General features: G+C 71.4%; 26 protein-coding genes. 25 read left to right on the top strand and 1 reads right to left on the bottom strand.

Translation table 11 applies throughout. The annotated features are described in order from the left end of the window. Positions 1–20 precede the first annotated feature (20 nt). The 22 genes from F7P10_RS27090 (at position 21) to F7P10_RS27195 (ending at position 19,606) form a co-directional block, all read left to right on the top strand. Positions 21–1,301, top strand: a complete 1,281-nt coding sequence (locus F7P10_RS27090) for a sensor domain-containing protein (protein WP_254716040.1) — start codon at positions 21–23, stop codon at positions 1,299–1,301. A gap of 205 nt (positions 1,302–1,506) precedes the next feature. Further along, positions 1,507–2,160: a response regulator transcription factor gene (locus F7P10_RS27095; protein WP_151013419.1), complete on the top strand. Its 654-nt coding sequence runs from the start codon at positions 1,507–1,509 to the stop codon at positions 2,158–2,160. 211 nt (positions 2,161–2,371) lie between these two features. Next, entirely contained in the window at positions 2,372–2,590 is a 219-nt protein-coding gene (rpmE, locus tag F7P10_RS27100; RefSeq protein ID WP_151013421.1) for a 50S ribosomal protein L31, read from the top strand. Between the two features lie 116 nt (positions 2,591–2,706). Continuing rightward, complete coding sequence (prfA, locus tag F7P10_RS27105; protein ID WP_151013423.1) at positions 2,707–3,771, top strand: peptide chain release factor 1; 1,065 nt, start codon at positions 2,707–2,709, stop codon at positions 3,769–3,771. Continuing rightward, entirely contained in the window at positions 3,768–4,628 is an 861-nt protein-coding gene (prmC, locus tag F7P10_RS27110) for a peptide chain release factor N(5)-glutamine methyltransferase (RefSeq protein WP_151013425.1), read from the top strand. Before prfA ends, prmC begins: the two co-directional genes overlap by 4 nt. A 119-nt stretch (positions 4,629–4,747) precedes the next feature. Then, a complete protein-coding gene (locus F7P10_RS27115) occupies positions 4,748–4,942 on the top strand; it encodes a type II toxin-antitoxin system HicA family toxin (RefSeq protein WP_176611920.1) in 195 nt (64 codons plus the stop codon). A gap of 11 nt (positions 4,943–4,953) precedes the next feature. Further along, positions 4,954–5,172, top strand: coding sequence for a type II toxin-antitoxin system HicB family antitoxin (locus F7P10_RS27120; protein ID WP_151013427.1), 219 nt, complete (start codon positions 4,954–4,956; stop codon positions 5,170–5,172). Between the two features lie 60 nt (positions 5,173–5,232). Beyond that, the gene (locus F7P10_RS27125) at positions 5,233–6,153 is read left to right on the top strand and encodes an L-threonylcarbamoyladenylate synthase (protein WP_254716041.1); all 921 of its coding nucleotides are present in this window, start codon (positions 5,233–5,235) and stop codon (positions 6,151–6,153) included. A 392-nt stretch (positions 6,154–6,545) separates the two neighbouring features. Next, on the top strand, positions 6,546–7,523 hold the full coding sequence (locus F7P10_RS27130; protein ID WP_176611675.1) for a DUF2207 domain-containing protein: 978 nt from the start codon (positions 6,546–6,548) through the stop codon (positions 7,521–7,523). Positions 7,524–7,665: 142 nt separating this feature from the next. After that, positions 7,666–8,904 carry a glycosyltransferase family 4 protein gene (locus F7P10_RS27135; protein ID WP_254716042.1) on the top strand — a complete coding sequence of 413 codons (1,239 nt, stop codon included), beginning with the start codon at positions 7,666–7,668 and terminating at the stop codon, positions 8,902–8,904. A 353-nt stretch (positions 8,905–9,257) separates the two neighbouring features. Beyond that, a complete protein-coding gene (locus F7P10_RS27140) occupies positions 9,258–9,677 on the top strand; it encodes a hypothetical protein (RefSeq protein ID WP_151013433.1) in 420 nt (139 codons plus the stop codon). Between the two features lie 108 nt (positions 9,678–9,785). Further along, on the top strand, positions 9,786–10,010 hold the full coding sequence (locus tag F7P10_RS27145) for an AtpZ/AtpI family protein (RefSeq protein ID WP_151013435.1): 225 nt from the start codon (positions 9,786–9,788) through the stop codon (positions 10,008–10,010). Between the two features lie 45 nt (positions 10,011–10,055). Next, positions 10,056–10,868: a F0F1 ATP synthase subunit A gene (atpB, locus tag F7P10_RS27150; RefSeq protein WP_151013437.1), complete on the top strand. Its 813-nt coding sequence runs from the start codon at positions 10,056–10,058 to the stop codon at positions 10,866–10,868. Between the two features lie 105 nt (positions 10,869–10,973). Then, positions 10,974–11,207 (top strand): ATP synthase F0 subunit C, encoded by a 234-nt coding sequence (gene atpE / locus F7P10_RS27155; RefSeq protein WP_151013439.1) that lies wholly within the window; start codon positions 10,974–10,976, stop codon positions 11,205–11,207. Positions 11,208–11,239: 32 nt separating this feature from the next. After that, entirely contained in the window at positions 11,240–11,797 is a 558-nt protein-coding gene (locus F7P10_RS27160; protein ID WP_151013441.1) for a F0F1 ATP synthase subunit B, read from the top strand. Next, the gene (locus tag F7P10_RS27165) at positions 11,794–12,621 is read left to right on the top strand and encodes a F0F1 ATP synthase subunit delta (RefSeq protein ID WP_151013443.1); all 828 of its coding nucleotides are present in this window, start codon (positions 11,794–11,796) and stop codon (positions 12,619–12,621) included. The genes F7P10_RS27160 and F7P10_RS27165 overlap by 4 nt, the downstream gene beginning before the upstream one ends. Before the next feature lie 40 nt (positions 12,622–12,661). Beyond that, positions 12,662–14,299, top strand: coding sequence for a F0F1 ATP synthase subunit alpha (atpA, locus tag F7P10_RS27170; protein ID WP_151013444.1), 1,638 nt, complete (start codon positions 12,662–12,664; stop codon positions 14,297–14,299). 6 nt (positions 14,300–14,305) lie between these two features. Next, positions 14,306–15,199, top strand: a complete 894-nt coding sequence (locus F7P10_RS27175) for a F0F1 ATP synthase subunit gamma (RefSeq protein WP_151013445.1) — start codon at positions 14,306–14,308, stop codon at positions 15,197–15,199. Between the two features lie 3 nt (positions 15,200–15,202). Further along, entirely contained in the window at positions 15,203–16,633 is a 1,431-nt protein-coding gene (gene atpD, locus F7P10_RS27180) for a F0F1 ATP synthase subunit beta (RefSeq protein WP_151013447.1), read from the top strand. Positions 16,634–16,757: 124 nt separating this feature from the next. Continuing rightward, positions 16,758–17,144 (top strand): F0F1 ATP synthase subunit epsilon, encoded by a 387-nt coding sequence (locus tag F7P10_RS27185; protein ID WP_151013449.1) that lies wholly within the window; start codon positions 16,758–16,760, stop codon positions 17,142–17,144. A 150-nt stretch (positions 17,145–17,294) separates the two neighbouring features. Then, positions 17,295–17,762 (top strand): DUF2550 domain-containing protein, encoded by a 468-nt coding sequence (locus tag F7P10_RS27190; protein WP_151013451.1) that lies wholly within the window; start codon positions 17,295–17,297, stop codon positions 17,760–17,762. 311 nt (positions 17,763–18,073) lie between these two features. Beyond that, entirely contained in the window at positions 18,074–19,606 is a 1,533-nt protein-coding gene (locus F7P10_RS27195) for a M28 family peptidase (protein WP_151013453.1), read from the top strand. Positions 19,607–19,680: 74 nt separating this feature from the next. Here the strand turns inward: F7P10_RS27195 and F7P10_RS27200 are convergent, their stop codons facing one another. Continuing rightward, on the bottom strand, positions 19,681–20,307 hold the full coding sequence (locus F7P10_RS27200; RefSeq protein WP_151013454.1) for a cob(I)yrinic acid a,c-diamide adenosyltransferase: 627 nt from the start codon (positions 20,305–20,307) through the stop codon (positions 19,681–19,683). A gap of 79 nt (positions 20,308–20,386) precedes the next feature. Here F7P10_RS27200 and F7P10_RS27205 point away from each other — a divergent pair, with 79 nt between their 5' ends. From F7P10_RS27205 to F7P10_RS27215, 3 genes are all read left to right on the top strand, one after another. After that, positions 20,387–21,964 (top strand): GMC family oxidoreductase, encoded by a 1,578-nt coding sequence (locus tag F7P10_RS27205; RefSeq protein WP_151013456.1) that lies wholly within the window; start codon positions 20,387–20,389, stop codon positions 21,962–21,964. Between the two features lie 464 nt (positions 21,965–22,428). After that, positions 22,429–23,931: an aldehyde dehydrogenase family protein gene (locus tag F7P10_RS27210; protein ID WP_151013458.1), complete on the top strand. Its 1,503-nt coding sequence runs from the start codon at positions 22,429–22,431 to the stop codon at positions 23,929–23,931. A gap of 2 nt (positions 23,932–23,933) precedes the next feature. Then, positions 23,934–24,422 carry a GNAT family N-acetyltransferase gene (locus F7P10_RS27215; protein ID WP_151013460.1) on the top strand — a complete coding sequence of 163 codons (489 nt, stop codon included), beginning with the start codon at positions 23,934–23,936 and terminating at the stop codon, positions 24,420–24,422.

Here is a 24,422-nt window from a genome sequence, read left to right on the forward strand (position 1 = left end):
CCGGTCCGGGACGATCCCTCGTGCGAGCGTCATGGCGCCCGCTGGACATGGCGCGCTCCTCGCTCACCTGGCGCGCGGCGGCCTACCAGATCGTCGGCCTGGCGTTCGGCCTCGCCTGGTTCATGCTCCTGGTGACCGGAGTCTCGGTGTCGGTGAGCCTGATCACCATCTGGGTCGGGGTGCCGCTGGCCGCCCTGCTCCTCCTCCTCTGGCGGGGCGGCGCGATCTTCGAGCGGCAGCTGTTGAGGGGCGCTTTCGGCATCACCATCCCGAGCCCCTACCGGCCGCTGCCCGACGGGAACCTGCTCCGGAAACTGAAGGAGATGGCGGCCGACCCCGCCACCTGGAAGGACTTCGCGTACTTCGCGCTCCTGTTCCCCGTCACGCTCGTCGAGTTCGCCGTGTCGGTCCTGCTCTGGTCGGCCACCGCGGTCCTCCTCGTCACCCCGGTGATCGTGCTGCTCGGCGAGGACATGCGCATCCAGCTGGGCGACCTGCTCGTCTACCACCCGCAGACCGTCCTCGACGCGGTGCCCGCCGTCGTGGCCGGCTGCGCCGTGGCCGTCCTGGGGATGTACGTGACGCGCGTGATGGCGCTCGGGCACGCCCTGTACGCGGTGTTCCTGCTCGGCCCGAACGCCTCCCAGAGCGAGGCGCTCCGGCAGCAGGCCCGCGCCGACCGCCTGCAGGCCAGCCGCGCCCGCGGCGTGGACGCCGCCGAGGCCGAACGCCGCCGCATCGAACGCGACCTGCACGACGGCGCCCAGCAGCGCCTGCTGGCCGTCGCGATGGACATCGGCCGGGCCCGCGCCAGGCTCGAGGAGGACCCCGAGGGCGCCCGGGCGCTGATCGAGCAGGCCCACGCCGGCACCAAGGAGGCGATCTCCGAACTGCGCGACCTGGCCCGCGGCATCTACCCGGCCATCCTCACCGACCGCGGCCTCGACCCGGCCCTGTCCGGTCTCGCCGCCCGCGCACCCGTCCCCGTGGAGGTGGACGTCGACCTGCCCGAGCGTCCCCCGGCCGCGGTCGAGAGCATCGCCTACTTCATCGTCGCCGAGTCGCTGGCGAACATCGCGAAGTACGCCCGCGCGACGCGCGCGTCCGTCCGGGTGGCGCGCGAGGACGCCTGGGTCGTCGTCGAGGTCGTCGACAACGGGGTCGGCGGCGCCGTCGCGGTCCCCGAGGGCGGCCTGGCCGGCCTCGCCGACCGCGCCGCCACGATCGACGGGCTGCTGATCGTCGACAGCCCGCCCGGCGGCCCCACGATCATCCGCGCCGACCTCCCCTGCACCTGGTGACCGGTCACCCGCACCGCCCGCCGCGGTGAGGGGACCGGGGAGCCGCCGCCCCGCCGCGTCCCCCGACCGGAATTCCCGGCCGGAGGACGCGGCGCCCGGCGCGGGCCCCGGCTCCTCCCGCAGGGGCCCGGCGCTGAGGCCGGTCGGGCCGGCGCTGAGGCCGGTCCGGTCCGGCGCCGCCGGCACGGGCCGGATAATGGTGGGCATGCGGGTTGTGATCGCCGAGGATTCGGTGCTGCTGCGGGAGGGGCTCGTCCGGCTGCTGGCCGACGCCGGGATCGAGACCGTCGCGACGGTCGGGGACGGTCCCGGGCTGATCGGCATCGTCGAGGAGCACGCCCCCGAGCTGGCGATCGTGGACGTGCGGATGCCGCCGTCGTTCACCGACGAGGGGCTGCGCGCGGCCCTGGCCGTCCGCGAACGGTGGCCGGGCACGCCGATCCTCGTGCTGTCGCAGTACGTGGAGGAGCGGTACGCGACCGATCTGATCGGCGGCGGCGCGGAAGGCGTCGGCTACCTGCTGAAGGAACGGGTCGCGGACGTCGCCGAGTTCATCGACGCGGTGCGCCGGATCGCCGCGGGCGGCACCGTCATCGATCCCGAGGTGATCGGCCAGCTGCTGGGCCGCCGCCGCGACGGCGACCCGCTGGAGGGCCTCACCCCGCGCGAGCGCGAGGTCCTCGCGCTGATGGCGCAGGGCCGGGCGAACGGCGCGATCGCGGACGACCTGGTCGTCACCGAGGGCGCCGTGGAGAAGCACATCTCCAACATCTTCGCGAAACTGCGTCTGCAGCCCGCGCAGGGCGGGCACCGCCGCGTCATGGCGGTGCTCACCTACCTGGGCCGCACCCAGGGCTGAGGCCCGGGTCGAGCCGATGATCGGGGTGCTGGGCCGCGGCGGTGATCGGGAATGCCCGGTGACCTCGGCACGTTCGGGTATCTGGCACACTTGGAGTGCAACCGCTGCGGTACCGGTTCACGCCTCCCACCCTCTTCCATGGCCCGCTCTGCGAGCGCGGCCGTGCGCGGGCGGGGGACGCCCGGCGACCGCCTCAAGCGAGGAGAGACTCATGAAGGCCGAGATTCACCCCGAGTACGTGGTCACGACCGTGACGTGCACGTGCGGCAACACCTTCGAGACGCGCAGCACCGCCGCGAACGGTGTCATCCACGCGGACGTGTGCTCGAACTGCCACCCGTTCTACACGGGCAAGCAGAAGATCCTGGACACCGGTGGCCGGGTGGCGCGCTTCGAGCAGCGCTTCGGCAAGAAGAAGTCCGGCAAGTAGGACGAGCGCGCACCAGCGACCAGGGACGGTCCGGGGCCCGAGCGGTCTCCGGGCCGTCCGAAGCCTGCATCCGGAGGCCGCCAGGGGTCCCCGGGCCGGAGCGGCCAGGACACACCGTGAATCTCGACGATCTGATCAGCGAATACGCGGGCATCGAGCAGCGGCTCGCGGATCCGTCCGTGCACGCCGACCAGGGGCTCGCGCGGCGGCTCGGTAAGCGTTACGCCGAGCTGAAGCCGATCGTCGAGACGTACCGCGACTTCACCGCGACCGAGGACGACCTGGCGACCGCGCGGGAGCTGGCGGACGAGGACGAGACGTTCGCCGCCGAGGCCACCGAGCTGGAGAAGCGCCGCGAGGAGCTCGAGGAGCGGCTCCGGCGCCTGCTGGTACCGCGCGACCCGAGCGACGGCAAGGACGTCATCCTCGAGGTCAAGGCCGGTGAGGGCGGCGAGGAGTCCGCGCTCTTCGCGAGCGACCTGCTGCGCATGTACCTCCGGTACGCGGAGCGGATCGGCTGGAAGACCGAGATCCTGGACTCGCACCCGTCCGATCTGGGCGGCTACAAGGACGTCACGGTCGCGGTGAAGGCGAAGGGCTCCCACGAAGAGGGCGTCTGGACGCGCCTGAAGTTCGAGGGCGGCGTCCACCGGGTGCAGCGGGTTCCGGCGACGGAATCGCAGGGCCGGATCCACACGAGCGCGGTCGGTGTCCTGGTGACGCCCGAGGCCGAGGACGTGGACGTCCAGATCGACCCGAACGACCTGCGGGTCGACGTTTACCGTTCGTCCGGTCCCGGTGGGCAGAGCGTCAACACCACCGACTCGGCCGTGCGCATCACGCACGTGCCCACGGGCGTCGTGGTGTCGTGCCAGAACGAGAAGAGCCAGCTCCAGAACAAGGAGCAGGCACTCCGCATCCTGCGTTCGCGTCTCCTGGCCATCGCCCAGGAGGAGGCGGACGCCGCGGCGGCGGCGGAACGCAAGAGCCAGGTCCGCACGGTGGACCGCTCGGAACGGGTCCGCACCTACAACTATCCGGAGAACCGGATCTCCGACCATCGCGTCGGGTACAAGGCCTACAACCTCGACCAAGTCCTGGACGGCGACCTGCACAACGTGACGCAGGCGCTCGTCGACGCCGACATGGAACGCCGACTGGCCGAAGCCCAGGAATCATGACGCTGCTGCTCGACGAGATCGCCAGGGCCACCGCGCGGCTCGCCGAGGCGGGGGCCGCCTCCCCCCGCGCCGACGCCGAGGAGCTCGCCGCGGCCGTGCACGGCGTCAATCGTTCCGAACTGCACGGCGTCCCCGACGGTTCGTTCGACGCCCGGTTCTGGGAGTTCGTCGCGCGCCGCGAGGCCGGCGAACCGCTGCAGCACATCACCGGACGCGCGTTCTTCCGCTACCTCGAACTCAAGGTGGGCCCCGGCGTGTTCGTGCCGCGCCCCGAGACCGAGGTGATGGTCGGCTGGGCGCTGGAGACCCTCCGCGACATGGACGTCCGCGACCCGCTCGTCGTCGACCTCGGCACCGGTTCGGCGGCCATCGCGCTGTCGATCGCCCTGGAGGCGCCCCGCGCGCGCGTGCACGCCGTCGAGATGGACCCCACGGCGTTCGTCCACGCCACCCGCAACATCGAGGAACTGGACGAACGCGGCCGCGTCCGCCTGCACCTGGGCGATTTCGCTTCGGCGCTGCCGGAGCTGAACGGCACCGTCGACCTCGTCGTCAGCAACCCCCCGTACATCCCGATGAGCGAGTGGGAGTACGTCCCGCCCGACGTCCGCGACCACGACCCCGCGGCGGCCCTGTGGGGCGGCGGGGACGACGGGCTGGACGCCGTCCGCGTGGTCGAACGCACCGCCCGCCGCCTGCTGCGCCCCGGCGGTCATGTCGCCGTCGAGCACAGTGACCTGCAGGGCAACGCGGTCTACTGGACGTTCCCCGAGGAGAACGGCTGGCGCGACGTCCGCAACCGCCGTGACCTCACCGACCGGGACCGGTTCGTCACCGCCCGCATGATCTCCGACTGACGGGTCGGCGGCCCGACGTACACGACCGTCCGTGATCGTGTTCGCACTGAGCGTCGCGTCTCCTATATTTCTATCCGTAGTTGCTAAAATACGGAGAGTTGGCGAGATTCGGCATGCCGATGAAGGTCAGTGAGATCATAAGGCTGATCGAGGATGACGGCTGGTTCCTTGCATGCACGAAGGGCAGCCATCGGCAGTACAAACATTCGGAGAAGCCCGGACGGGTGACTGTGCCGGGGAAGCCGAGCCGCACCTTGCCCAGGGGGTTGGAGCACAGCATTCTGAAGCAGGCTGGGTTGAGCAGGCCCCAGTGAAAGGGGGAGCGATGAGCAGGTACGTCGTGATCATCGAACGTGGCGAGGATGGCGGATTCGGAGCGTATGCACCCGATTTGCCCGGGTGTGTGGCGCTGGGGGACACCCCGGAGGAAACGGTCGAGCTCATGCGCGAAGCGATCGAGTTCCACCTGGAGGGGCTGCGAGAGGACGGAACGCCCATTCCGGAGCCGTCCGCAGTGGAAGCCGTGATGGTCGAGGCGGCCTGAGCGGGAGGCCGGGCGTGGGAAACTGGGGTCGTGAGCCGACGTTATGACTGCGCTGAGCCGATGGAGCGGACGCGAGGGATCGCGGAGGCGGTCTCGGCGGTGCGGCGCGGAGAACTGGTCGTCCTGCCGACGGACACGGTGTACGGCGTCGGGACCGACGCGTTCACGCCCCCGGCGGTGGCGGCGCTGCTGAAGGCGAAGGGCCGGGGCCGGGAGATGCCGCCGCCGGTACTGGTCGGGTCGGTGCGGGCCGCCACCGCGCTCATCGAGGACCTCGGCCCCTACGGGCAGGACCTGATCGACGAGTTCTGGCCGGGCGGGCTGACGCTGGTGTGCCGCGCGAACCGCAGCCTCATGTGGGACCTCGGGGAGACCAAGGGCACGGTCGCCGTGCGGATGCCGATGCACGAGCTGGCGGTCGAGGTGCTCAAGGAGACCGGCCCGCTGGCGGTGAGCAGCGCGAACCTGAGCGGTTCGCCGGCCGCGCGGACCGCCGCGGAAGCCGAGGAGATGCTCGGCGACTCGGTCTCGGTCTACCTGGACGGCGGCACGACCGGACACGGCGACGCCTCGACGATCATCGACCTGACCGGCCCCGTCCCGCGGTTGCTGCGCGCGGGCGCCGTCCCGGTCGAGAAGATCCGCGCCGTGGTCGGCATCCTGCTCACCGACGACGAGGACGACAAGGACGGCAAGGACTCCGGGGACGGCGAGGACGCCGAGGCCGAGCCGGACACCCCGCCACCCTCCCTCACCAAGGAGACCTCCCCGAACGCCCGTGACGAGGACGGCGCCGCGCCGTCCCTCACCAAGGACTCGGGCGCCGGGGAGCAGGGGCCGCCGTTGACGAAGGACGAGCCCGCCGAGGTCGGGGACGGGCCCGCGGACGTCTCGAAAGCGGCCGGGCCCTCGGCTCCGGACGCACCCGCGGACGACGCGAAGAAGCCCTCCGACACCCCGGCGGCCGACGACAAGGGGTAGTCCGACCCCCGGCGGGCCTTCGGCGGGCACGACGGGCGCGAAGCCCCTCCGCGAACGTCGTCGAGGGGGACCCCCTCGGACGTCCGTGACGGATATCGTCGGGTCGGTCGAGGCCCGGCCATCGGGTGATGTCCGCCTCGCGCGAGCCCCGCGCGCCCCGCGAGCCCTCCCGAAGGCGCGGAGAAGAGCGCGGACGAACGGGGGCGCTGGGGCCACCCACGGGCAGGGAGACACCGGTTCCGTCCCGGGACGGGCGCGCTCACGGCGCCGCGAGGGGCCTCGAGGGACGCGAGGGACCCGGGGGGACACGGGGCTTACCGAACGGTGCGTCACCCGGCGGGATCCGCGCGTTGCCGCCTCGGGCGCCGGGCGGCGATGCGACCATGCTTGACGTGGGTGGCCGTGTCCGGGGGCCCGCGATCGGCGCGGGCGTGCTGCTGCTGGCGCTGCTGGTCATGGCCGCCGGGGCGGACCCGGCGGTGCGGGAACGGATCCAGACCTACGACGTCGTGCTGACCCTGCGTGCGGACGGCGTCCTGCACGTGCGGGAGACGATCACCTACGACTTCGCCGACGGCGGCCGCGGCATCGTGCGGCGGCTGCGGTACCGGGACGGCGACCGCCTGTACGGGGTCCGGGACGTGCGCGCCAGTTCGTCCACCGGTGCGCCCTCCCGCGTGCGGACGACGAAGCTGGGGCACGACCTGCGGATCGGCGTCGGCACGGGCGGGCGGGAGGTGCGCGGGCGGCAGGCGTACGTGCTCGAGTACGACGTGCTGCGGGCGTTCACGCCGCGCGAGGGGTTCGACGAGCTGGTGTGGGACGCGATCGAGTCCGGGTGGGACGTCCCGATCGCGCACGCGGTCGTCCGGGTGGAGGGCCCGGTGCGGCTCCGGGACGTGCGGTGCCGCGCGGGCGCCCCGGACACGCCCGGTGCGAGCGTCGTGTGCGCGCGGGACCAGGACGGACGGTACGCGATCGATTTCACGCAGAACGGACTGGCGGCCGGCGAGGGCGTGCGGGTCGCGGTGCGGCTGCCCGACCGGGCGGTCGCGGCGCCGCCGCCCGAGTACGCGCGCCCGCACTGGGCCGGGACGTGGCGCGGGACGGTGCTGCTCGCGTTCGCCGTCGGGGCGGTCGGGGCCGTCGCGCCGGCGGCGCGCCGTCCTCGCACGCGACCGGCCGTCGAGCCCGGCTCCGGCGCCGGGCTCGTGGCCGCGGGCGCACTGCTGATCCTGGGGGACGCGGCCGACGACGTCCTGGCGGGCGGACCGTGGGCGTTCTCGCTGGGAGACCCGTGTCTGGCGGGGCTCGCACTGCTGACGGCGGGGGCCGGAATCGTTTTCGCTCACCGGGTAGGTGAGGCGTAAGGGACGCGGGCGGGACCGAGATGGGATTACAGTTGGTCGGTCTCGGGGCGAACTGATCGCCCCGGACGGCCGTCTACGTATCGAGGGACCGTGCCGACGGACGCGCGCGGGACCGGCACGGGCGGCGCGAGTCAGGTGCCGCGTGGCGGCACGGAGGCGACGCCGGGACGGCGCGGAGGCCGGCGAGGGGAGGCGCAGGGGCGTGCGGGAGTACCTGCTGACCATGCTGGTCGCCGCTCTCGTCTCCTACCTGCTGACCCCCTCGGTGCGCAGGTTCGCCGTCTGGTTCGGCGCCCAGGCCGTCCCGCGCGACCGCGACGTGCACGTGATCCCGACGCCCCGGCTGGGCGGGCTGGCGATGTTCGGCGGGATGGTCGCCGCGCTGGTGGTGGCGACCGGGCTGCCGGAGATGCGCAAGGTCCTGCAGGACGGCGACATCACGGTCGCGAAGGCGCTGCTGCTGTCGGGCGGGCTGATCGTGCTGGTCGGCATCGCCGACGACCGGTGGGAGGTCGACGCCCTCACCAAGTTCGCGGGGCAGGTCGCCGCGGCCGGGATCTTCATCATGCAGGGCATCCAGATCTACGTGATCCCGCTGCCCAACGGGGAGTCGCTGTCGCTGCCGCCCGCCTACGGGGTGCCGCTGACGGTGTTCGTCGTGGTCGCGACCATCAACGCGGTCAACTTCATCGACGGGCTGGACGGTCTCGCCGCGGGCGTCGTCGGCATCGCGGCGCTCGCGCTGTTCTCGTACGCGTACCTGCTGTCGAAGGCCAACGGCATGACGACCCTGACGAGCGCGACGCTCACCGCGGCGGTGCTGTGCGGGATCTGCGCGGGGTTCCTGCCGCACAACTTCAGCCCGGCCCGGATCTTCATGGGCGACACCGGGTCGATGCTCATCGGGCTGCTGCTCAGCGCGTCGACGATCATGCTGACCGGGCAGTTCGACCCGGCCGTCCTCGCCAACGGGCTGTTCCCGTTCTGGGTGCCGCTGCTCCTGGTCCCGGCGGTGGCGGCGGTGCCGTTCATGGACATGCTCCTGGCGGTGTGGCGCCGCACCAACCAGGGCCGGTCGCCGTTCTCGCCGGACAAGCAGCACCTGCACCACCGGCTGCTGCAGCTCGGCCACTCCACCCGCCGCGCCGTCCTGATCATGTACTTCTGGGTGGGCCTGCTGGCGTCCGGGCTGGTCGGGATGGCGATCTTCGACGCCGCGTGGATCACGCTCGGGGTGACGCTGGTGGTGGCGATCGGCGGGGTGGTCCTGGTGCTGGCCGGACCGGGACGCGGACGGCGCCGCCGGCGCAAGGACGCGTCCGGGACGGGCGACGCCGGGGGCGGCACCGAGCCCGCGATGCGCACGAAGATGCCCGTCTGACGGCATCGGCCGGCCCCGCGAAGCACGTCGAGGTTCGCCGAGATTCATCCGGTTCGTCGCCGGTTCCGTGATTTGCGCCACTCTGAGGTGAACGGATTCCGCTGCCTTGCGGGCCGGAGGGCGACTCGCCGGTAACGATAGGACGCCCCCGGACATGTCACCCGGCGTGTTCGCTTAGAGTCGCTTCCGTCGGCACCCCCGTCCGCCCGTCCCCTCGCGGCGCGGACGTCACGGGCGGTGTCGGCGGCCGCCGGACATCGCATTACCTAGAGGGTAATTGCAGACATTCCGGACGCTTGTGATACCTTTCACGAACGAAACACGAACACTCAACGTGACCAGCCGGAGCCCTCATGCAACCTTCCGACGCCCGGATGCTCCGCGGCGCCGCGATCCCGACCGCCCTGGTCGGCGTGGGTGCCGTCCTGATCGGCCTGCTGACCGCGGGCACCAAGGGACTCTTCGGCGCGGCGCTGGCCGCGGTCGTGGTGATCGCCTTCTTCTCCCTCAGCGCCCTGGTGGTCACCTGGGCCGGGCGGATCTCCGCGCAGACGATGATGCTCGCCGCGCTGGCCAGCTACGTCGTGAAGATCCTCGTGGTGATGGTGCTGGTCACCCTCATCGACGAGGTGTCGATCTGGAACACCACGGTCTTCGGCTGGACGGTCATCGGGCTCGCCCTGACGTGGATCGCGGCGGAGTTCCGGGTCACGCTGCAGAAGGGCCGTCCCTACATTGACGAACCCGAGGGCGCCCTGGACCGGAGTCCGTGATGACGTTCTCACGGACGGTGTCGACATTCGGGCCGGCGCCGCGCCCGGTTCCCGGGGACTACTCCAATATGACCACCGCCATGATGGCCTGCTATCGTCCGGAGCGCGATGAGCGAGCAGAAGCGTCGGCCGGAGGACGGGCAACAGGAATTCGCCGACGTCGCCTGGTCCGTGCCCAGCTACCTCCTGTCCGGGATGGCCATCTGGGGTGGGCTCGGATGGCTGTTGGCCAAGTGGACGGGACAGGCGTGGATCACGCCGATCGGCCTGGTCATCGGCGTCGTGCTCGCCATCTACCTGGTCTACGTGAAGTACGGTCGCCATCCTGCCTGAGCGGCCCCGCCGCCGAGGAAGCCTTCGTGAACCATCGCCACATTGATGAAGGGAACGCCGCGTGAACGCGCAGACGGTCCTCGCCGCCCCCGGTGGGGGGAGTTCCAGGCCCCGGGGCCTGAGATCTTCGAATTCCCGCCCCTGTTCGCCGGCGGCCCCGAGTGGCTCACCAAGCCGGTCGTCCTCGCCGTCGCCGGCGCGCTGATCGTCTCCATCTTCTGCTGGAGCGCGTTCGCGAAGCCCAAGCTCGTGCCGCGGGGCGTGCAGAACGTCGGCGAGATCGGCTACGTGTTCGTGCGCGACCAGATCGCGCGCCCGTTCCTGGGCAAGAACACCGAGCGGTGGATGCCGCTGCTGATGTCGGTGTTCCTGCTGGTCTGGATCTGGAACATCTTCGCGGTGATTCCGGTGATCCAGTTCCCGGTCACCTCGCACATCGCCTTCCCCATCGTGCTGGCGCTGTTCATCTACTTCATCAAGATCTACCTCGGCATCAAGCACCAGGGGCCGGTCAAGTACTTCACGAACCTGATCCCCCCGGGCCTGCCCAAGCCCGTCTACTTCCTGCTGGTGCCGATCGAGTACCTGTCGACCTTCATCCTGGCGCCCTTCACCCACGCGGTGCGGCTCTTCGCCAACATGTTCGCCGGTCACATGATCCTGGCGTTCTTCAGCCTCGTCGGCTTCTGGTTCCTGATCGAGAAGCCCACGGCGCTCGGGTTCGGGGTGGGCATCATCGGCGTGATCGTCACCATCGCCATGACCGCGTTCGAGCTGCTCATCCAGTTCCTGCAAGCGTTCCTGTTCACGATGCTGGCCGCCATGTACATCCAGAGCGGCCTGCACGCGGACCACTAAAGGCCACACGGTGTCGCTCTGCCCCCGGCGGGGCGGCCCAAACAGACATCCTCGATAAGCCAGACCGGCGGACACTCCGCCGGCCGACAGAAAAGGAAAGAACCCATGACGGGAGTGCTCGCCGCCGTCGAAGGCAACGTCACCGCGATCGGGTACGGCCTCGCCGCCATCGGCCCCGGCATCGGTGTCGGCATCATCTTCGGCCAGGGCGTCAACGCGATCGCCCGCCAGCCCGAGCTGACCGGCGTCATCCGCACCAACATGCTGCTGGGCTTCGTCCTCACCGAGGCCCTGGCCCTCATCGGCCTGGTCGCGCCGTTCATCTTCCAGGGCATCTGATCGGGCCTTCTACCTGAGGAGGGGCTGTAGACATGATCACAGCGACTTCCGTCCTCGCGGCGGAGGAGAACAACCCTCTGCTTCCGCACTCGTACGAGCTGGTCGTCGGGATCTTCTCGTTCCTCGTCGTCCTCATCGTCGTCGGCAAGATCCTCGTCCCGCGCATCCAGCAGACCCTCGAAGAGCGGTCCAACGAGATCGAGGGCGGCCTCAACCGGGCCGCGGAGGCTCAGGCCGAGGCCAAGCGGACGCTCGAGGAATACAAGGCGCGGGAGAAGCAGGCCGCCGTCGAGGCGTCCGAGGCGCGGCGGAAGGCCGAGGAGCAGGCCGCCGAGATCATCGCCGCGGCCAAGCAGCGGGCTCAGGTCGAGGCGAACCGCATCACCGAGGCCGCCAAGGCCGAGATCGAGGCGGAGCGCCAGCAGGCCCTCGCGGCGCTGCGGGCCGAGATCGGCACGCTGTCGGTCGACCTGGCCGGACGCGTCGTGGGCGAGTCCCTCGAGGACAGCGCGCGGCAGAGCCGGGTGGTCGACCGGTTCCTCGAGGAGCTCGAGGAGCGCGCTCGCACGCAGGAGCAGATCACATCATGACCATCACGGGAGCGGTGAGCAGGGCGTCGCTGGCCGAGGCCGGGGAGCGGCTGGAGGCGGCCGTCGCCTCCGGCGGCGGCGACCTGGCCCGGCTGGGCGGCGACCTGTTCGCGGTGCTGCGGCTGATCGACCGCGAGCACGGGCTGCGGCGGGCGGTGTCCGACCCGTCGCGGGACGGCGCCGACAAGGCGCAGCTCGTCCGGATCCTGCTGGAGGGCAAGGTCTCGCCGGCCGCTCTCGGGCTGGTCGCCGACGTCGTCGCGCTGCGCTGGTCGTCGCCGACCGAGCTGGCGGACGCGGTGGAGGTCCTGGCGGTCACCGCCGAGGCCGCCCGCGCCGAGAGCGACGGCAGGCTCGACGACCTGGAGGACGAGCTCTTCCGGTTCTCCCGGCTCGTCGAGGGCGAGGCGGAGCTGCGCGCCGCGCTGACGAACCGCGCCCTGCCGGACGACCGGAAGCTCGGGCTGCTCGGCGCGCTGCTGGAGGGCAAGGTCACCGCGGCCACGTTGGTCCTGGTCACCGAGGTCGTTCTGCGTCCGCGAGGACGTAGCCTGGAGAGCGGGCTGGCCGAGTACGGCAGGCTCGTCACCCGGCGCCGGGAGCGGCTGGTGGCTCTGGTCCGCACGCCGGTCGAGCTGACCGAGCCGCAGCGGACGCGGCTCGCGGCGGTGCTCGCCGCCGCGTACGGCCACGACGTACACCTGAACATCGAGCTCGACCCGTCCACGATCGGCGGCCTGTCGATCCAGATCGGGGACGAGATCATCGACGGCACGATCGCCGGACGGCTGGACGACGTCCGCCGGCGGCTCGGCACCGGCTGAGGCCGGCAGAGCTGACCCCAAAGGGAGCAAGAGAGGAATCATGGCGGAGCTGACGATCCGTCCGGATGAGATCCGGAACGCGCTGGAGCGCTTCGTCCAGTCGTACGAGCCCGAGGCCGCCGCGCGCGAAGAGGTCGGCACCGTCGTCGATTCGGGCGACGGCATCGCCCACGTCGAGGGGCTGCCCTCCGCGATGGCGAACGAACTCCTGGAGTTCGAGGACGGCACCCGCGGCCTGGCTCTGAACCTGGACGTGCGCGAGATCGGCGCCGTCGTCCTGGGTGAATTCAGCGGCATCGAGGAGGGCCAGAAGGTCCGCCGGACCGGCGAGGTCCTCTCGGTTCCCGTCGGCGACGGCTTTCTCGGCCGCGTCGTCGACTCGCTGGGCAACCCGCTGGACGGCAAGGGCGCGATCGAGACGACCGAGCGTCGTGCCCTGGAGCTGCAGGCGCCCACCGTCGTGCAGCGGCAGTCGGTGAGCGAGCCGCTGCAGACCGGCATCAAGGCGATCGACGCCATGACGCCGATCGGCCGCGGCCAGCGCCAGCTGATCATCGGTGACAGGCAGACGGGCAAGACGACCGTCGCCGTGGACACCATCATCAACCAGAAGGAAGCCTGGGAGTCGGGCGACGAGAGCAAGCAGGTCCGCTGCATCTACGTCGCGATCGGCCAGAAGGGCTCCACGATCGCCAACGTGCGCCGCTCCCTGGAGGAGTCCGGCGCGCTGGAGTACACCACGATCGTGGCGGCCCCGGCGTCCGACCCGGCCGGCTACAAGTACATCGCCCCCTACACCGGGTCGGCGATCGGCCAGCACTGGATGTACCAGGGCAAGCACGTCCTGATCGTCTTCGACGACCTGTCGAAGCAGGCCGAGGCGTACCGCGCCGTGTCGCTGCTGCTGCGCCGCCCGCCGGGCCGCGAGGCCTACCCGGGCGACGTCTTCTACCTGCACTCCCGCCTCCTGGAGCGCTGCGCGAAGCTGTCGGACGACCTCGGCGCCGGTTCGATGACGGGACTGCCGATCATCGAGACCAAGGGCAACGACGTGTCGGCCTACATCCCGACGAACGTCATCTCGATCACCGACGGCCAGTGCTTCCTGGAGACGGACCTGTTCAACCAGGGCGTCCGTCCGGCCATCAACGTCGGTATCTCGGTGTCCCGAGTCGGCGGCTCCGCGCAGATCAAGGCGATGCGCAAGGCCGCCGGTTCGCTGAAGCTGGCGCTGTCGCAGTACCGCGACCTGGAGGCGTTCGCCGCCTTCGCGTCCGACCTGGACGCCGCGTCCCGCGCGCAGCTGGACCGCGGTGCCCGCCTGGTCGAGCTGCTGAAGCAGCCGCAGGGCAGCCCGTTCCCGGTCGAGCAGGAGGTCGTGTCGGTGTGGGCCGGCACGTCCGGCCAGCTGGACGACGTCCCCGTCGCCGACATCCGCCGGTTCGAGCGCGAGTTCATCGACCACGTCCAGCGCGAGGAGGGCGGTCTGCTGACCTCCATCCGCGAGACGGGGGAGCTCTCCGACGACAGCCTGGGCGCGCTCGAGCGCACGATGGCCTCCTTCAAGAAGGGCTTCCAGACCAGCGAGGGCGACCTGCTGGGCGCGGAGGAGCACGTCGAGGCGATCGACGAGGAGGCCGTCGGCCAGGAGACGATCACCCGCGTCAAGAAGGGCTGACGGGCGATGGCCCAGGTTCGCCAACTCCGGCAGAAGATCAGGTCGGTCAAGTCGACGGCCAAGATCACGCGTGCCCAGGAGATGATCGCCACCTCGCGGATCGTCAAGGCCCAGCAGGCGGTGGCGGCGTCAAAGCCGTACGCCGACCAGATCACGCAGGCCCTGTCCGCGCTGGTGAGTCACCACGTGGGTGTCGACCATCCGCTGCTCCAGGAGCAGCCGACCGACAACCGCAGCGCGGTGCTGATCATCACCAGCGACAGCGGTTTCTGCGGCGCGTACAACGTCAACGTCATCCGTGAGGCCGAGGCTCTGATCAAGCGGCTGCGGGACGAGGGCCGCGAGCCCGTCCCGTACGTGATCGGGACCAAGGGCATCACCTGGTACCGGTTCCGCGACCGGCACATCCAGGAGGACTGGTCGGGATTCACCGACCGGCCCGACTTCGCCTCGGCGGAGCGGATCGGGCGGCGGCTGACCGAGGACTTCCTGAAGACGGACGCCGAGGGCGGTGTCGGTGAGATCCACGTGGTCTACACCGAGTTCGTCACGCGGCTGACGCAGGAGGTCCGGGTCACGCGCCTGATGCCGCTGGAGCTCGACGAGGTCACCAGCGACAAGGTGCCGCCGGCGTACGACTTCGAGCCGTCGGCGCAGGCCGCACTGGACCTGCTGCTGCCCAACTACGTCGAGAGCCGCATCTTCCACATGCTCCTGCAGTCCGCGGCGTCCTACCAGGCGTCGAAGCAGCGGGCGATGAAGTCGGCGACCGACAATGCGAACGAACTGGTCGAGGTCTACACGCGCCAGATGAACCAGGTGCGGCAGGCCATGATCACCCAGGAAATCAGCGAGATCGTCGGTGGCGCTGACGCGCTCGCCGATTCTGGCGGGGAGTAGACAATGACTGCACAAGTAGAGACGGCGACCGCGACCGGGCGCGTCGCCCGTGTCATCGGCCCGGTCGTCGACGTGGAGTTCCCCGCCGACGCCATCCCGGAGATCTACAACGCCCTCCACGTGGAGGCGAACCTGGGCGGCGAGACCCAGACCCTGACCATGGAGGTCGCGCAGCACCTCGGCGACAACATGGTCCGGGCCATCTCGATGAAGCCCACCGACGGCGTCGTCCGCGGCGCGCCCGTCGTCGACACCGGCGAGTCCATCTCGGTCCCGGTCGGCGACGTCACCAAGGGGCACGTGTGGAACGCCCTGGGCGACACGCTGGACGTCCCGACGGCCTCCCTGGAGATCAACGAGCGCTGGGGGATCCACCGCAAGGCGCCGGCGTTCGACCAGCTGGAGTCCAAGACCGAGATGCTGGAGACCGGCATCAAGGTCATCGACCTCCTCTGCCCGTACGTCAAGGGCGGGAAGATCGGCCTGTTCGGCGGCGCGGGTGTGGGCAAGACCGTCCTCATCCAGGAGATGATCCGCCGTGTCGCCCGCAACTTCGGCGGCACCTCGGTGTTCGCCGGCGTCGGCGAGCGCACCCGTGAGGGCAACGACCTCTGGGTGGAGATGGACGAGGCGGACGTCCTCAAGGACACCGCGCTCGTGTTCGGCCAGATGGACGAGCCGCCGGGCACCCGGCTGCGCGTCGCGCTGTCGGCGCTGACGATGGCCGAGTACTTCCGCGACGTCCAGAACCAGGACGTGCTGCTGTTCATCGACAACATCTTCCGGTTCACCCAGGCCGGCTCGGAGGTCTCCACGCTGCTCGGGCGCATGCCGTCCGCGGTGGGCTACCAGCCGACCCTGGCGGACGAGATGGGCGTGCTGCAGGAGCGGATCACCTCGACGCGCGGCCACTCGATCACCTCGATGCAGGCGATCTACGTGCCCGCCGACGACATCACCGACCCGGCGCCGCACACCACGTTCGCGCACCTGGACGCCACCACGACGCTCTCCCGGGCCATCACCGAGAAGGGCATCTACCCGGCGGTGGACCCGCTCGACTCCTCCTCGCGGATCATGGACCCGCAGGTGCTGGGGAACGAGCACTACTCGGTCGCCCAGGAGGTGAAGCGGATCCTGCAGAAGTACAAGGAGCTGCAGGACATCATCGCCATCCTCGGTATCGACGAGCTCTCCGAAGAGGACAAGGTCACGGTCAACCGGGCGCGGCGCATCGAGCGTTTCCTGTCGCACCCGATGTACGTGGCCGAGCAGTTCACCGGCCAGCCCGGTGTGACGGTCCCGAAGGACGAGACGGTCGCGTCCTTCAAGGCCATCGCGGAGGGCAAGTACGACCACATCCCCGAGCAGGCGTTCTTCATGTGCGGTGGCATCGAGGACGTCGAGAAGAAGGCCAAGGAGCTGGAGAAGTAGTCCGCTCCGCCGCCGGCCGGTTCCCCGGCCCCGCACGCGGTGACCGTCACCTCGACCGTCGCCGCGCGCGGCACCGGGGGCCGGCCGGCCGGCGGAACCGCTCCAGTAATCGGAGGATTGTGACGTGGCAAACCTGAAGGTCGGGCTCGTCTCGCCGGAGCGCGAGATCTGGTCCGGCGATGCCAAGATGGTGGTCGCGCAGACCATCGAGGGCTCGCTCGGCATCCTGCCCGGGCACGCTCCGGTGCTCGGCGTCCTCCTCGACGGCAGCGTGGTGAAGGTCGAGCCCGCCGACGGCGGCGAGCCGATCATCGCGATGGTGGGCAGCGGCTTCTTCTCCGTCGCCGCCGACGAGGTGTCGGTGCTGGCCGAGCAGGCCGAACTGAGCCACGAGGTCGACGTCGACGCCGCGCGGCGCGCGCTCGAGGCGGCGGAGGGGTCCGGCGACGAGGACGGCACGGCCGAGCGGCGCGCCCGCGCGCGGCTGCGCGCGGCGGGCGTCGAAGCCTAGGATCGAAGCCCGAGCGGGGCAGCGGGGCTAAGCGGCCCGAGCGGGGCAGCGGGGCTCAGCAGCCCATGCGGGGTTTAAAGGCCCGAGCGGGGCCAGGGGGCTCGACGCCCCTAGCGGGGTTCAGCGGAACGGCGGAAACGGCGGGGGGAATTGGGCGAGCACCTGGCACTGGACGTCGGGGCGGTGCTCGCCGCCCTCGCCGCCGTGTGCGCGCTCTTCTTCCTCGCGATGGCGGTACGCCGCCGCCTGTTCGTGCGCGGCGGCGGCGCGGTCGAATGCAGCCTGCGGGAGTTGCCGGCCGAGGAGGGCGGCGCCCCAGGAGTGTGGCGCCTGGGCATCGGCCGCTACAAAGGCGATGTCCTGCACTGGCACCGCGTGTTCGGACTCAGCAGACGGCCCCGGCAGGTGATCCACCGCCGGGGCCTTGTCGTGTCCAACCGCAGGCGCCCGGACCCGGAGGAGGCCGAGGGCCTGCTGCCGGACGTGAGCATCATCGAGGTCCGCGACGGGGACCTGACCGTCGAGCTGGCGATGGGCGCGTCCGCGCTGACCGGCTTCCTCGCGTGGCTGGAAGCCGCACCCCCCGGTTTCCCCGTGGACCTGCACGTCCCGGAGTAGCCCGCGCGGACCGGGGCTGCGGTCCCAGGTGGCCCCCGGTCGCGCCCGGTTGCCCCCCGCCCCGCCGCGAACATGCACCCCGCCGCCGTCCCGAGCCGGACATACGGCTGCGTTCGTTCGGCTCACCTCCCGGTTCGGCACGGCCAGGGCCAGGGCCAGGGCCTCGGCCACGGCAGTGGCGCGGTTCGGCATGGACGGGTAAGGGCGCGGTATCGGTTCGGCCCGCGGACGGTCGTGCGGCTTGCCGGTGACGGTGCGTACGGGGATGATCGCTGCTGGTCAGCCTTCTCTTCCCGTTCGCAGGAGTCCAAGTGCGCAAGCTGCTCAGTGGTTCGGCCGTCGCGCTGCCCGCCGCGACCGTGTTCCTCCTGGCGCTGTCCGCGGTGCCCCCGGCGGGCGCCGCGCCCGCCGCGCCCGCCGCTCCCGACCTCGCCGACCTGGTGACGACCGGAGATGTGCGGCGGCACCTGGAAGCGTTCCAGCAGATCGGGGACTACAACGGCGGCAACCGCGCGTCCGGAACGGCCGGGTACGACATCTCGGTGAAGTACGTCGTCGGGCGGCTGCGCAAGGCGGGGTTCTCGCCGATCGTGCAGGAGTTCACCTACCCGTACTGGCTGGAGCGTTCGGCCCCGGTCATGGCGCGGACGGACGGCAAGAGCAAGAAGAGGTACAAGGCGGGCGAGGAGTTCGCCACGATGATGTACTCGGGCTCCGGTGACGTCACCGCCCGCGTGCTTCCCGTGGACATCCCGGACAAGGGCCGAGAGGGCACCAGCGGCTGCGAGGCGAAGGACTTCAAGGGGTTCGACAAGGGCGCCATCGCGCTGATGCAGCGCGGGAAGTGCACGTTCGAGACGAAGGCGGCGCGCGCGCGTTCCGCCGGTGCGGCCGCCGCGATCATCTACAACAAGCCCGGTGAGAAGGGCGTGCTCAACGGGACGCTCAGCAAGAGGTCGAAGCTGCCGGTCGTCGCCCCGACCCACGAGGTCGGCGCCGCGCTGGCGAAGGCGGCGGCCAAGGGCGGGCTGACGATGCGGGTGAAGGTCGACACCGAGCACGGCACCCGCGAGTCCAGCAACGTCATCGCCGAGACCGAGCGGGGGCGCGAGGACAACGTGGTGGTCGTGGGCGCGCACCTCGACAGCGTGGAGGACGGTCCGGGCATCAACGACAACGCGACCGGTTCGGCCGCCGTGCTCGCGGTCGCCGAGGAGATCGGCGAGCTCGGCGCGGAGGGGCTGCGGAACCGGGTGCGGTTCGCCTGGTGGGGCGCGGAGGAGGAAGGACTGCGCGGTTCGACGCACTACGTCGAGACGCTGGACCCGTCGGACCGGCGGAACATCGCCGTGAACCTCAACTTCGACATGCTCGGCTCCCCGAACGGGATCCGCGGCGTGTACGACGGCGATCACTCGCTCGGCCAGGGCACGACCCCGCCGGCCGGTTCGGCGGCGATCGAGAAGATGTTCCGCGAGTACTACGGGGGACGCGACCTGCCGACCGCCGAGTCCGAGTTCAACGGGCGCTCGGACTACGGCCCGTTCATCGAGCACGGCATCCCCGCGGGCGGCATCGCGACCGGTGCGGACGGCGTCAAGACGGCCGCCGAGGCGAAGGAGTACGGGGGGCGCGCGGGCAAGGTCTACGACCCGTGCTACCACGCGAAGTGCGACCGGATGACGAACGTGAGCATGAGGCTGCTGGACACGAACGTCGACGGGGTCGCGCACGTCACCCAGCTGCTCGCGGGCAGCACGGTCGCGGTGAACGGCGACGCCCGGCTGCGGCCGCCCGCGCGCGGCGCGGCGCCGCTGTGGAGCGGCGGTCACCTGGTCCGCTGAGCGGCCCGACCACGAGGGACAGGAGCGCGGGGCGGGGCCGGTCGGCCCCGCCCCGTTCGCGTCCCGCTCGCGTTCTAGCGTTCGCCGCCGGGCTTCCACAGGACGTCGCCGTGCTCGGCGTTCGCGACCCGGCAGAGGATGAACAGCAGGTCCGACAGCCGGTTCAGGTACTTCACGGCGAGCGGGTTGACGCCGCCCGCGGCGGCCTCGGGGTCGCCCTCGCCGGCGGTGCCGTGCTCCTCCACCGCCGCCCAGGCGGAGCGTTCGGCCCGCCGGGTGACGGTCCGCGCGACGTGCAGCAGCGCGCCGCCGGGCGTCCCGCCCGGCAGGATGAAGCTGCGCAGCGGCCGCAGCTTCTCGTTCTGCTCGTCGCAGGCGGTCTCGAGGCGCTCGACGTAGGACGGGTCGATGCGCAGCGGCGGGTACTCGGGATCCGGGACGACCGGTGCGCACAGGTCCGCGCCGACGTCGAACAGGTCGTTCTGCACGCGGACGAGGAGCGCGGCGACGTCGTCGGGGAGGGAGCCGAGGGCGAGCGCGGCGCCGATCGCGGCGTTGGCCTCCTCGACGTCGGCGTAGGCGGCCAGGCGCGGGTCGGTCTTGCGGGTGCGCGACGCGTCGCCCAGCGCGGTCGTCCCGTCGTCGCCCGTGCGAGTGTAGATCCGGGACAGGACGACGGGGTTCTCCCTGTTCTTCGCCATGTGGCTCACCTTAACGCCGGGCTCCGGCTCGAAGGACGTTCGGTAGTGTTCGTCCGACATCGTCCGCTCGGGAGGCGTCGTGTACGACTACATCATCGTGGGTGCGGGCAGCGCCGGATGCGTGCTGGCCGCCCGGCTGACCGAGGACCCGTCCGTCACGGTGCTGCTGCTGGAGGCGGGCCCGCCCGACGACGCCCCCGAGATCCACATCCCCGCCGCCGTCGCGTCGCTGATCAAGGGCCCCTACGACTGGGACTACGCGACCGTCCCGCAGGTGCACGCCGCCGGACGCAGCGTGTACTGGCCGCGCGGGCGGACGCTCGGCGGCAGCTCGTCCACCAACGCGATGATCTACATTCGGGGCGCCCGGCACGACTACGACACCTGGCGGGACGAGTACGGCCTCACCGGCTGGGGCTACGAGGACCTGCTGCCGTACTTCCGCCGCGCCGAGGACCAGCAGCGCGGCGAGAGCCCGCACCACGGCGTCGGCGGTCCGCTGCGCGTCGAGGACCTGCGGTTCAAGCACCCGCTCACCCAGGCGTGGGTGAAGGCGGCGAAGGCGCACGGGCTCGCCGCCAACCCCGACTTCAACGGTCCGGGCCAGGACGGTGTCGGCTTCTACCAGGTCACGCACCGGCGCGGGCGCCGCTGGTCGGCGGCCGCCGGGTACCTGCACCCGAACGAGGACCGCCCGAACCTCACCGTCGTCACCGACGCCCTCGCGACCCGCGTCCTGATCGAGGGCGGCCGGGCGGTGGGCGTCACCTACGAGGCGCGCGGGGAGTCGCTGACCGCGCGGGCGAACGCCGAGGTCGTCCTGTCCGGCGGCGCGGTGAACAGCCCGCAGCTGCTCATGCTGTCGGGCATCGGGCCCGCGGACCACCTCCACGAGCACGGCATCTACGCGCTCGTCGACTCCCCGGTCGGCCAGAACCTGCAAGACCACCCGTTCGTGAATGTCATGTTCGCCACGCCCCGGACCAAGAATCTCTGGGAGCAGGCGAACGCGCGCACGTTCGCGCTGCACTCCGCCTTGGGGCGCGGCCCGTACGCGTCGAACGTCGCGGAGGCGGGCGGGTTCGTCCGGACGTCCGAGGGGCTTCCCGCGCCGGACCTGCAGTATCACGTGCTGCCGACCCCGTTCATCGACCAGGGGCTCGTCGAACCGACCCAGCGGCTGCTGTCGGTGATGGTCACCGCGATCGCGGTCCGGAGCCGCGGGACCCTCACCCTCCGCTCCGCGAGCCCGCACGCCAAGCCGCTGATCGATCCCGCGTACCTCGCCGAGGAGTCCGACCTCGACATCCTCGTGGCCGGGGTGAAGCAGGCCCGCGCGATCGCCGACACCGGCCCGCTCGCGTCCCTGCTCGGCGGCGAGTTCGCCCCCGGCGAGCAGGCGTCCGACGACGCGGCGATCGTCGAGTTCGTCCGCCGCGAGTGCGCGACGCTGTTCCACCCGACGAGCACGTGCGCGATGGGCGCGGTCGTGGACGCCGAACTGCGCGTGCACGGGGTCGACGGGCTGCGCGTGGTCGACGCGTCCGTCATGCCGTCCGTCCCGCGCGGCAACACCAACGCCCCGACGATCGCGATCGCCGAGCGCGCGTCCGACCTGATCCGCGGCAAGGCCCCGCTCAAGCCCGCGGGCGCCTGACGACGCGGCGGGACGCGCGGCCGCGGCCCCGGTTCCCCGGCACGACGAGGAACGCCCCCGTCCGGGCGGACGGGGGCGTTCGGTGCGCCGGTCGAGCGGTGCGCGTTCGGCCTGCGGGCCGTCTCACCGCTTGAGCGCCTTCGCGATCCGGGCGCGGCGGGCCCGGCGGGCTTCGGCCCGGGCGCGGCGTACGCGGTCGTCGATGATGTCGCGGGTGATGTCCGGACGGATCATGGCTTCTCCTCGATCCCGCCGGGCCCTCGTGGCCCGACATCTACGAGGTTCGTCCTAAGGCGGCACCCGGCACATGGGGACGAAGGCTTATCTCCGCGCCCGGAAACCCCCTTAGGACGGTGCATTGCCTTACTCGTCCGGGGGAGGGGTCGTGGATAACCGGCATAAGGTGCTTTACTAGCGAGTACCCGAATGCAAGCGAACACTTACTGGCCCTCCCGGGAGGTTCCATGTCCGTGGCCACGGAGAGCACCGAGAAGACGTTCGCGTCGCTGAACCCGGCCACCGGCGAGGTCGTCGCCGAGCACCCCGTCCATGACGAGGCCGACGTCACCGCCGCGATCGACCGGGCTCGGGAGGCGTCCCGCTGGTGGGGCGAGCTGGGCTGGCGCGAACGCCGGCTGCGGCTGCTCAACGTCAAGGGGGCGCTCGCCCGCAACCTCAACCGGATGGCCGAGGTCATCCACCAGGAGACCGGCAAGCCGCTGGCCGACGCGCAGCTCGAGACGATCATGGCGATCTCGCACCTGGACTGGGCGGCGCGCAACGCCCAGAAGGTGCTCGGGCCGCGCACCGTCTTCCCGGGCATGATGGCGATCAACCAGAAGTGCACGCTGGAGTACCAGCCGCTCGGCGTCGTCGGCGTCATCGGCCCCTGGAACTACCCGATCTTCACCCCGATCGGCTCGATCGCGTACGCGCTCGCCGCCGGGAACGCCGTCGTGTTCAAGCCGTCCGAGTTCACCCCGGGCGTCGGGACCTACCTCGCCGAGCTGGTCGCCGGCGTCGTCCCCGAGCACCCGGTGCTGCAGGTCGTGACCGGGTACGGCGCCACGGGCGCCGCGCTCGCGTCGTCCCCCGACATCGGCAAGCTCGCGTTCACCGGCTCGGCCCGCACCGCCAAGAAGGTGATGGCCGCGTGCGCCGAGAACCTCACCCCGATCGTCGCCGAGTGCGGCGGCAAGGACGCCTGCATCGTCGACGCCGACGCCGACCTGGACGCCGCCGCGGACGCCGCGCTGTGGGGCGCGATGTCGAACGCCGGGCAGACCTGCATCGGCGTCGAGCGGATCTACGTCGTCGACCGGGCCTACGACGCGTTCCTCGGCAAGCTCACCGACAAGGCCGGCGAGCTGCGGCCCGGCTTCGACCGCGAGGCGGCCTACGGCCCGATCACGATGCCCGGCCAGCTCGAGATCATCGAGCGGCACATCAAGGACGCGATCGACAAGGGCGGCAAGGCGGTGGTCGGCGGGCCCGAGTCCGTCCGCAAGCCCTACGTGGAGCCGGTCGTCCTCACCGACGTCCCGGACGACTCGTCCGCCGTCTGCGAGGAGACGTTCGGCCCGACGATCACCGTGCACCGCGTCGCGTCGCTCGACGAGGCCGTCGAGAAGGCCAACCGCACCACCTACGGCCTGGCCGGGACGATCTTCTCCGGGAACAAGTCCCGCGCCATGGAGGCGGCCCGCGCGATGCGGTCCGGCATGACCTCCATCAACGCGTTCGCCGCGTTCGCGCAGGTCGCCGCGCTGCCGTTCGGCGGCGTCGGGGAGTCGGGCTTCGGCCGCATCCACGGCGCGGACGGGCTGCGCGAGTTCGCCCGCCCGAAGGCGATCACCCGGCAGCGGTTCGCGACCATGAACCTGACCTCGTTCGCCCGCTCCGACAAGGAGATGGCGCGGGTCCTCGGCCTGATCAACATGCTGCACGGCAAGCACTACAAGAGGTGATCATGAACGGCGGTCCCGCACCGGTGCGCAGCGGCTGGCGTGCCCCGCTGCGCCCGGTGCCGCCGCCCCCGGACGGGTTCCGCCCGTTCACCGACGCCGACCTGCCCGCCCTCGCCGCCCTCATGTGGGACGCCTACCGCGGCACCCCCGACGAGGGCGACGTCGGCGGGCCCGACGGCGCGCTGCGCGAGCTGCGGCTGACGCTCGCCGGCGAGTACGGGACGTTCCTGCCCGGCGCGTCGTTCGTCGCCGAACCGGACGGCCGCCCCGCCGCCGCCGCGCTCGTCACCGTCTACCGGGACGAGCCGCTGCTCGCGTTCCTGTTCACCGCGCCGCCGCACGCCGGCCGGGGCGTCGGGCGCGAGCTGATCCTCGCGGTGATGCACGCGCTCGGCGAGGGCGGCCACGACACCCTCACCCTCGCGGTCACCCGCCGCAACCGCCGCGCCCGGCTCCTCTACCACCGGCTCGGCTTCGTCGAGATCGGCTGA

Source organism: Actinomadura sp. WMMB 499, assembly GCF_008824145.1.
Lineage (GTDB): Bacteria > Actinomycetota > Actinomycetes > Streptosporangiales > Streptosporangiaceae > Spirillospora.

Excerpts from the sequence above, each read along its gene's own strand:
- F7P10_RS27120 (WP_151013427.1), top strand. The coding sequence starts at position 4,954 with ATGAGCAGGTACGTCGTGATCATCGAACGTGGCGAGGATGGCGGATTC.
- F7P10_RS27115 (WP_176611920.1), top strand. The coding sequence starts at position 4,748 with ATGAAGGTCAGTGAGATCATAAGGCTGATCGAGGATGACGGCTGGTTC.
- prmC (WP_151013425.1), top strand. The coding sequence starts at position 3,768 with ATGACGCTGCTGCTCGACGAGATCGCCAGGGCCACCGCGCGGCTCGCC.
- F7P10_RS27210 (WP_151013458.1), top strand. The coding sequence starts at position 22,429 with ATGTCCGTGGCCACGGAGAGCACCGAGAAGACGTTCGCGTCGCTGAAC.
- F7P10_RS27160 (WP_151013441.1), top strand. The coding sequence starts at position 11,240 with ATGATCACAGCGACTTCCGTCCTCGCGGCGGAGGAGAACAACCCTCTG.
- F7P10_RS27165 (WP_151013443.1), top strand. The coding sequence starts at position 11,794 with ATGACCATCACGGGAGCGGTGAGCAGGGCGTCGCTGGCCGAGGCCGGG.
- atpB (WP_151013437.1), top strand. The coding sequence starts at position 10,056 with ATGAAGGGAACGCCGCGTGAACGCGCAGACGGTCCTCGCCGCCCCCGG.
- F7P10_RS27095 (WP_151013419.1), top strand. The coding sequence starts at position 1,507 with ATGCGGGTTGTGATCGCCGAGGATTCGGTGCTGCTGCGGGAGGGGCTC.
- F7P10_RS27215 (WP_151013460.1), top strand. The coding sequence starts at position 23,934 with ATGAACGGCGGTCCCGCACCGGTGCGCAGCGGCTGGCGTGCCCCGCTG.
- F7P10_RS27145 (WP_151013435.1), top strand. The coding sequence starts at position 9,786 with ATGAGCGAGCAGAAGCGTCGGCCGGAGGACGGGCAACAGGAATTCGCC.
- F7P10_RS27125 (WP_254716041.1), top strand. The coding sequence starts at position 5,233 with ATGGAGCGGACGCGAGGGATCGCGGAGGCGGTCTCGGCGGTGCGGCGC.
- F7P10_RS27200 (WP_151013454.1), bottom strand. The coding sequence starts at position 20,307 with ATGGCGAAGAACAGGGAGAACCCCGTCGTCCTGTCCCGGATCTACACT.
- atpE (WP_151013439.1), top strand. The coding sequence starts at position 10,974 with ATGACGGGAGTGCTCGCCGCCGTCGAAGGCAACGTCACCGCGATCGGG.
- rpmE (WP_151013421.1), top strand. The coding sequence starts at position 2,372 with ATGAAGGCCGAGATTCACCCCGAGTACGTGGTCACGACCGTGACGTGC.
- atpA (WP_151013444.1), top strand. The coding sequence starts at position 12,662 with ATGGCGGAGCTGACGATCCGTCCGGATGAGATCCGGAACGCGCTGGAG.
- F7P10_RS27175 (WP_151013445.1), top strand. The coding sequence starts at position 14,306 with ATGGCCCAGGTTCGCCAACTCCGGCAGAAGATCAGGTCGGTCAAGTCG.
- atpD (WP_151013447.1), top strand. The coding sequence starts at position 15,203 with ATGACTGCACAAGTAGAGACGGCGACCGCGACCGGGCGCGTCGCCCGT.
- F7P10_RS27140 (WP_151013433.1), top strand. The coding sequence starts at position 9,258 with ATGCAACCTTCCGACGCCCGGATGCTCCGCGGCGCCGCGATCCCGACC.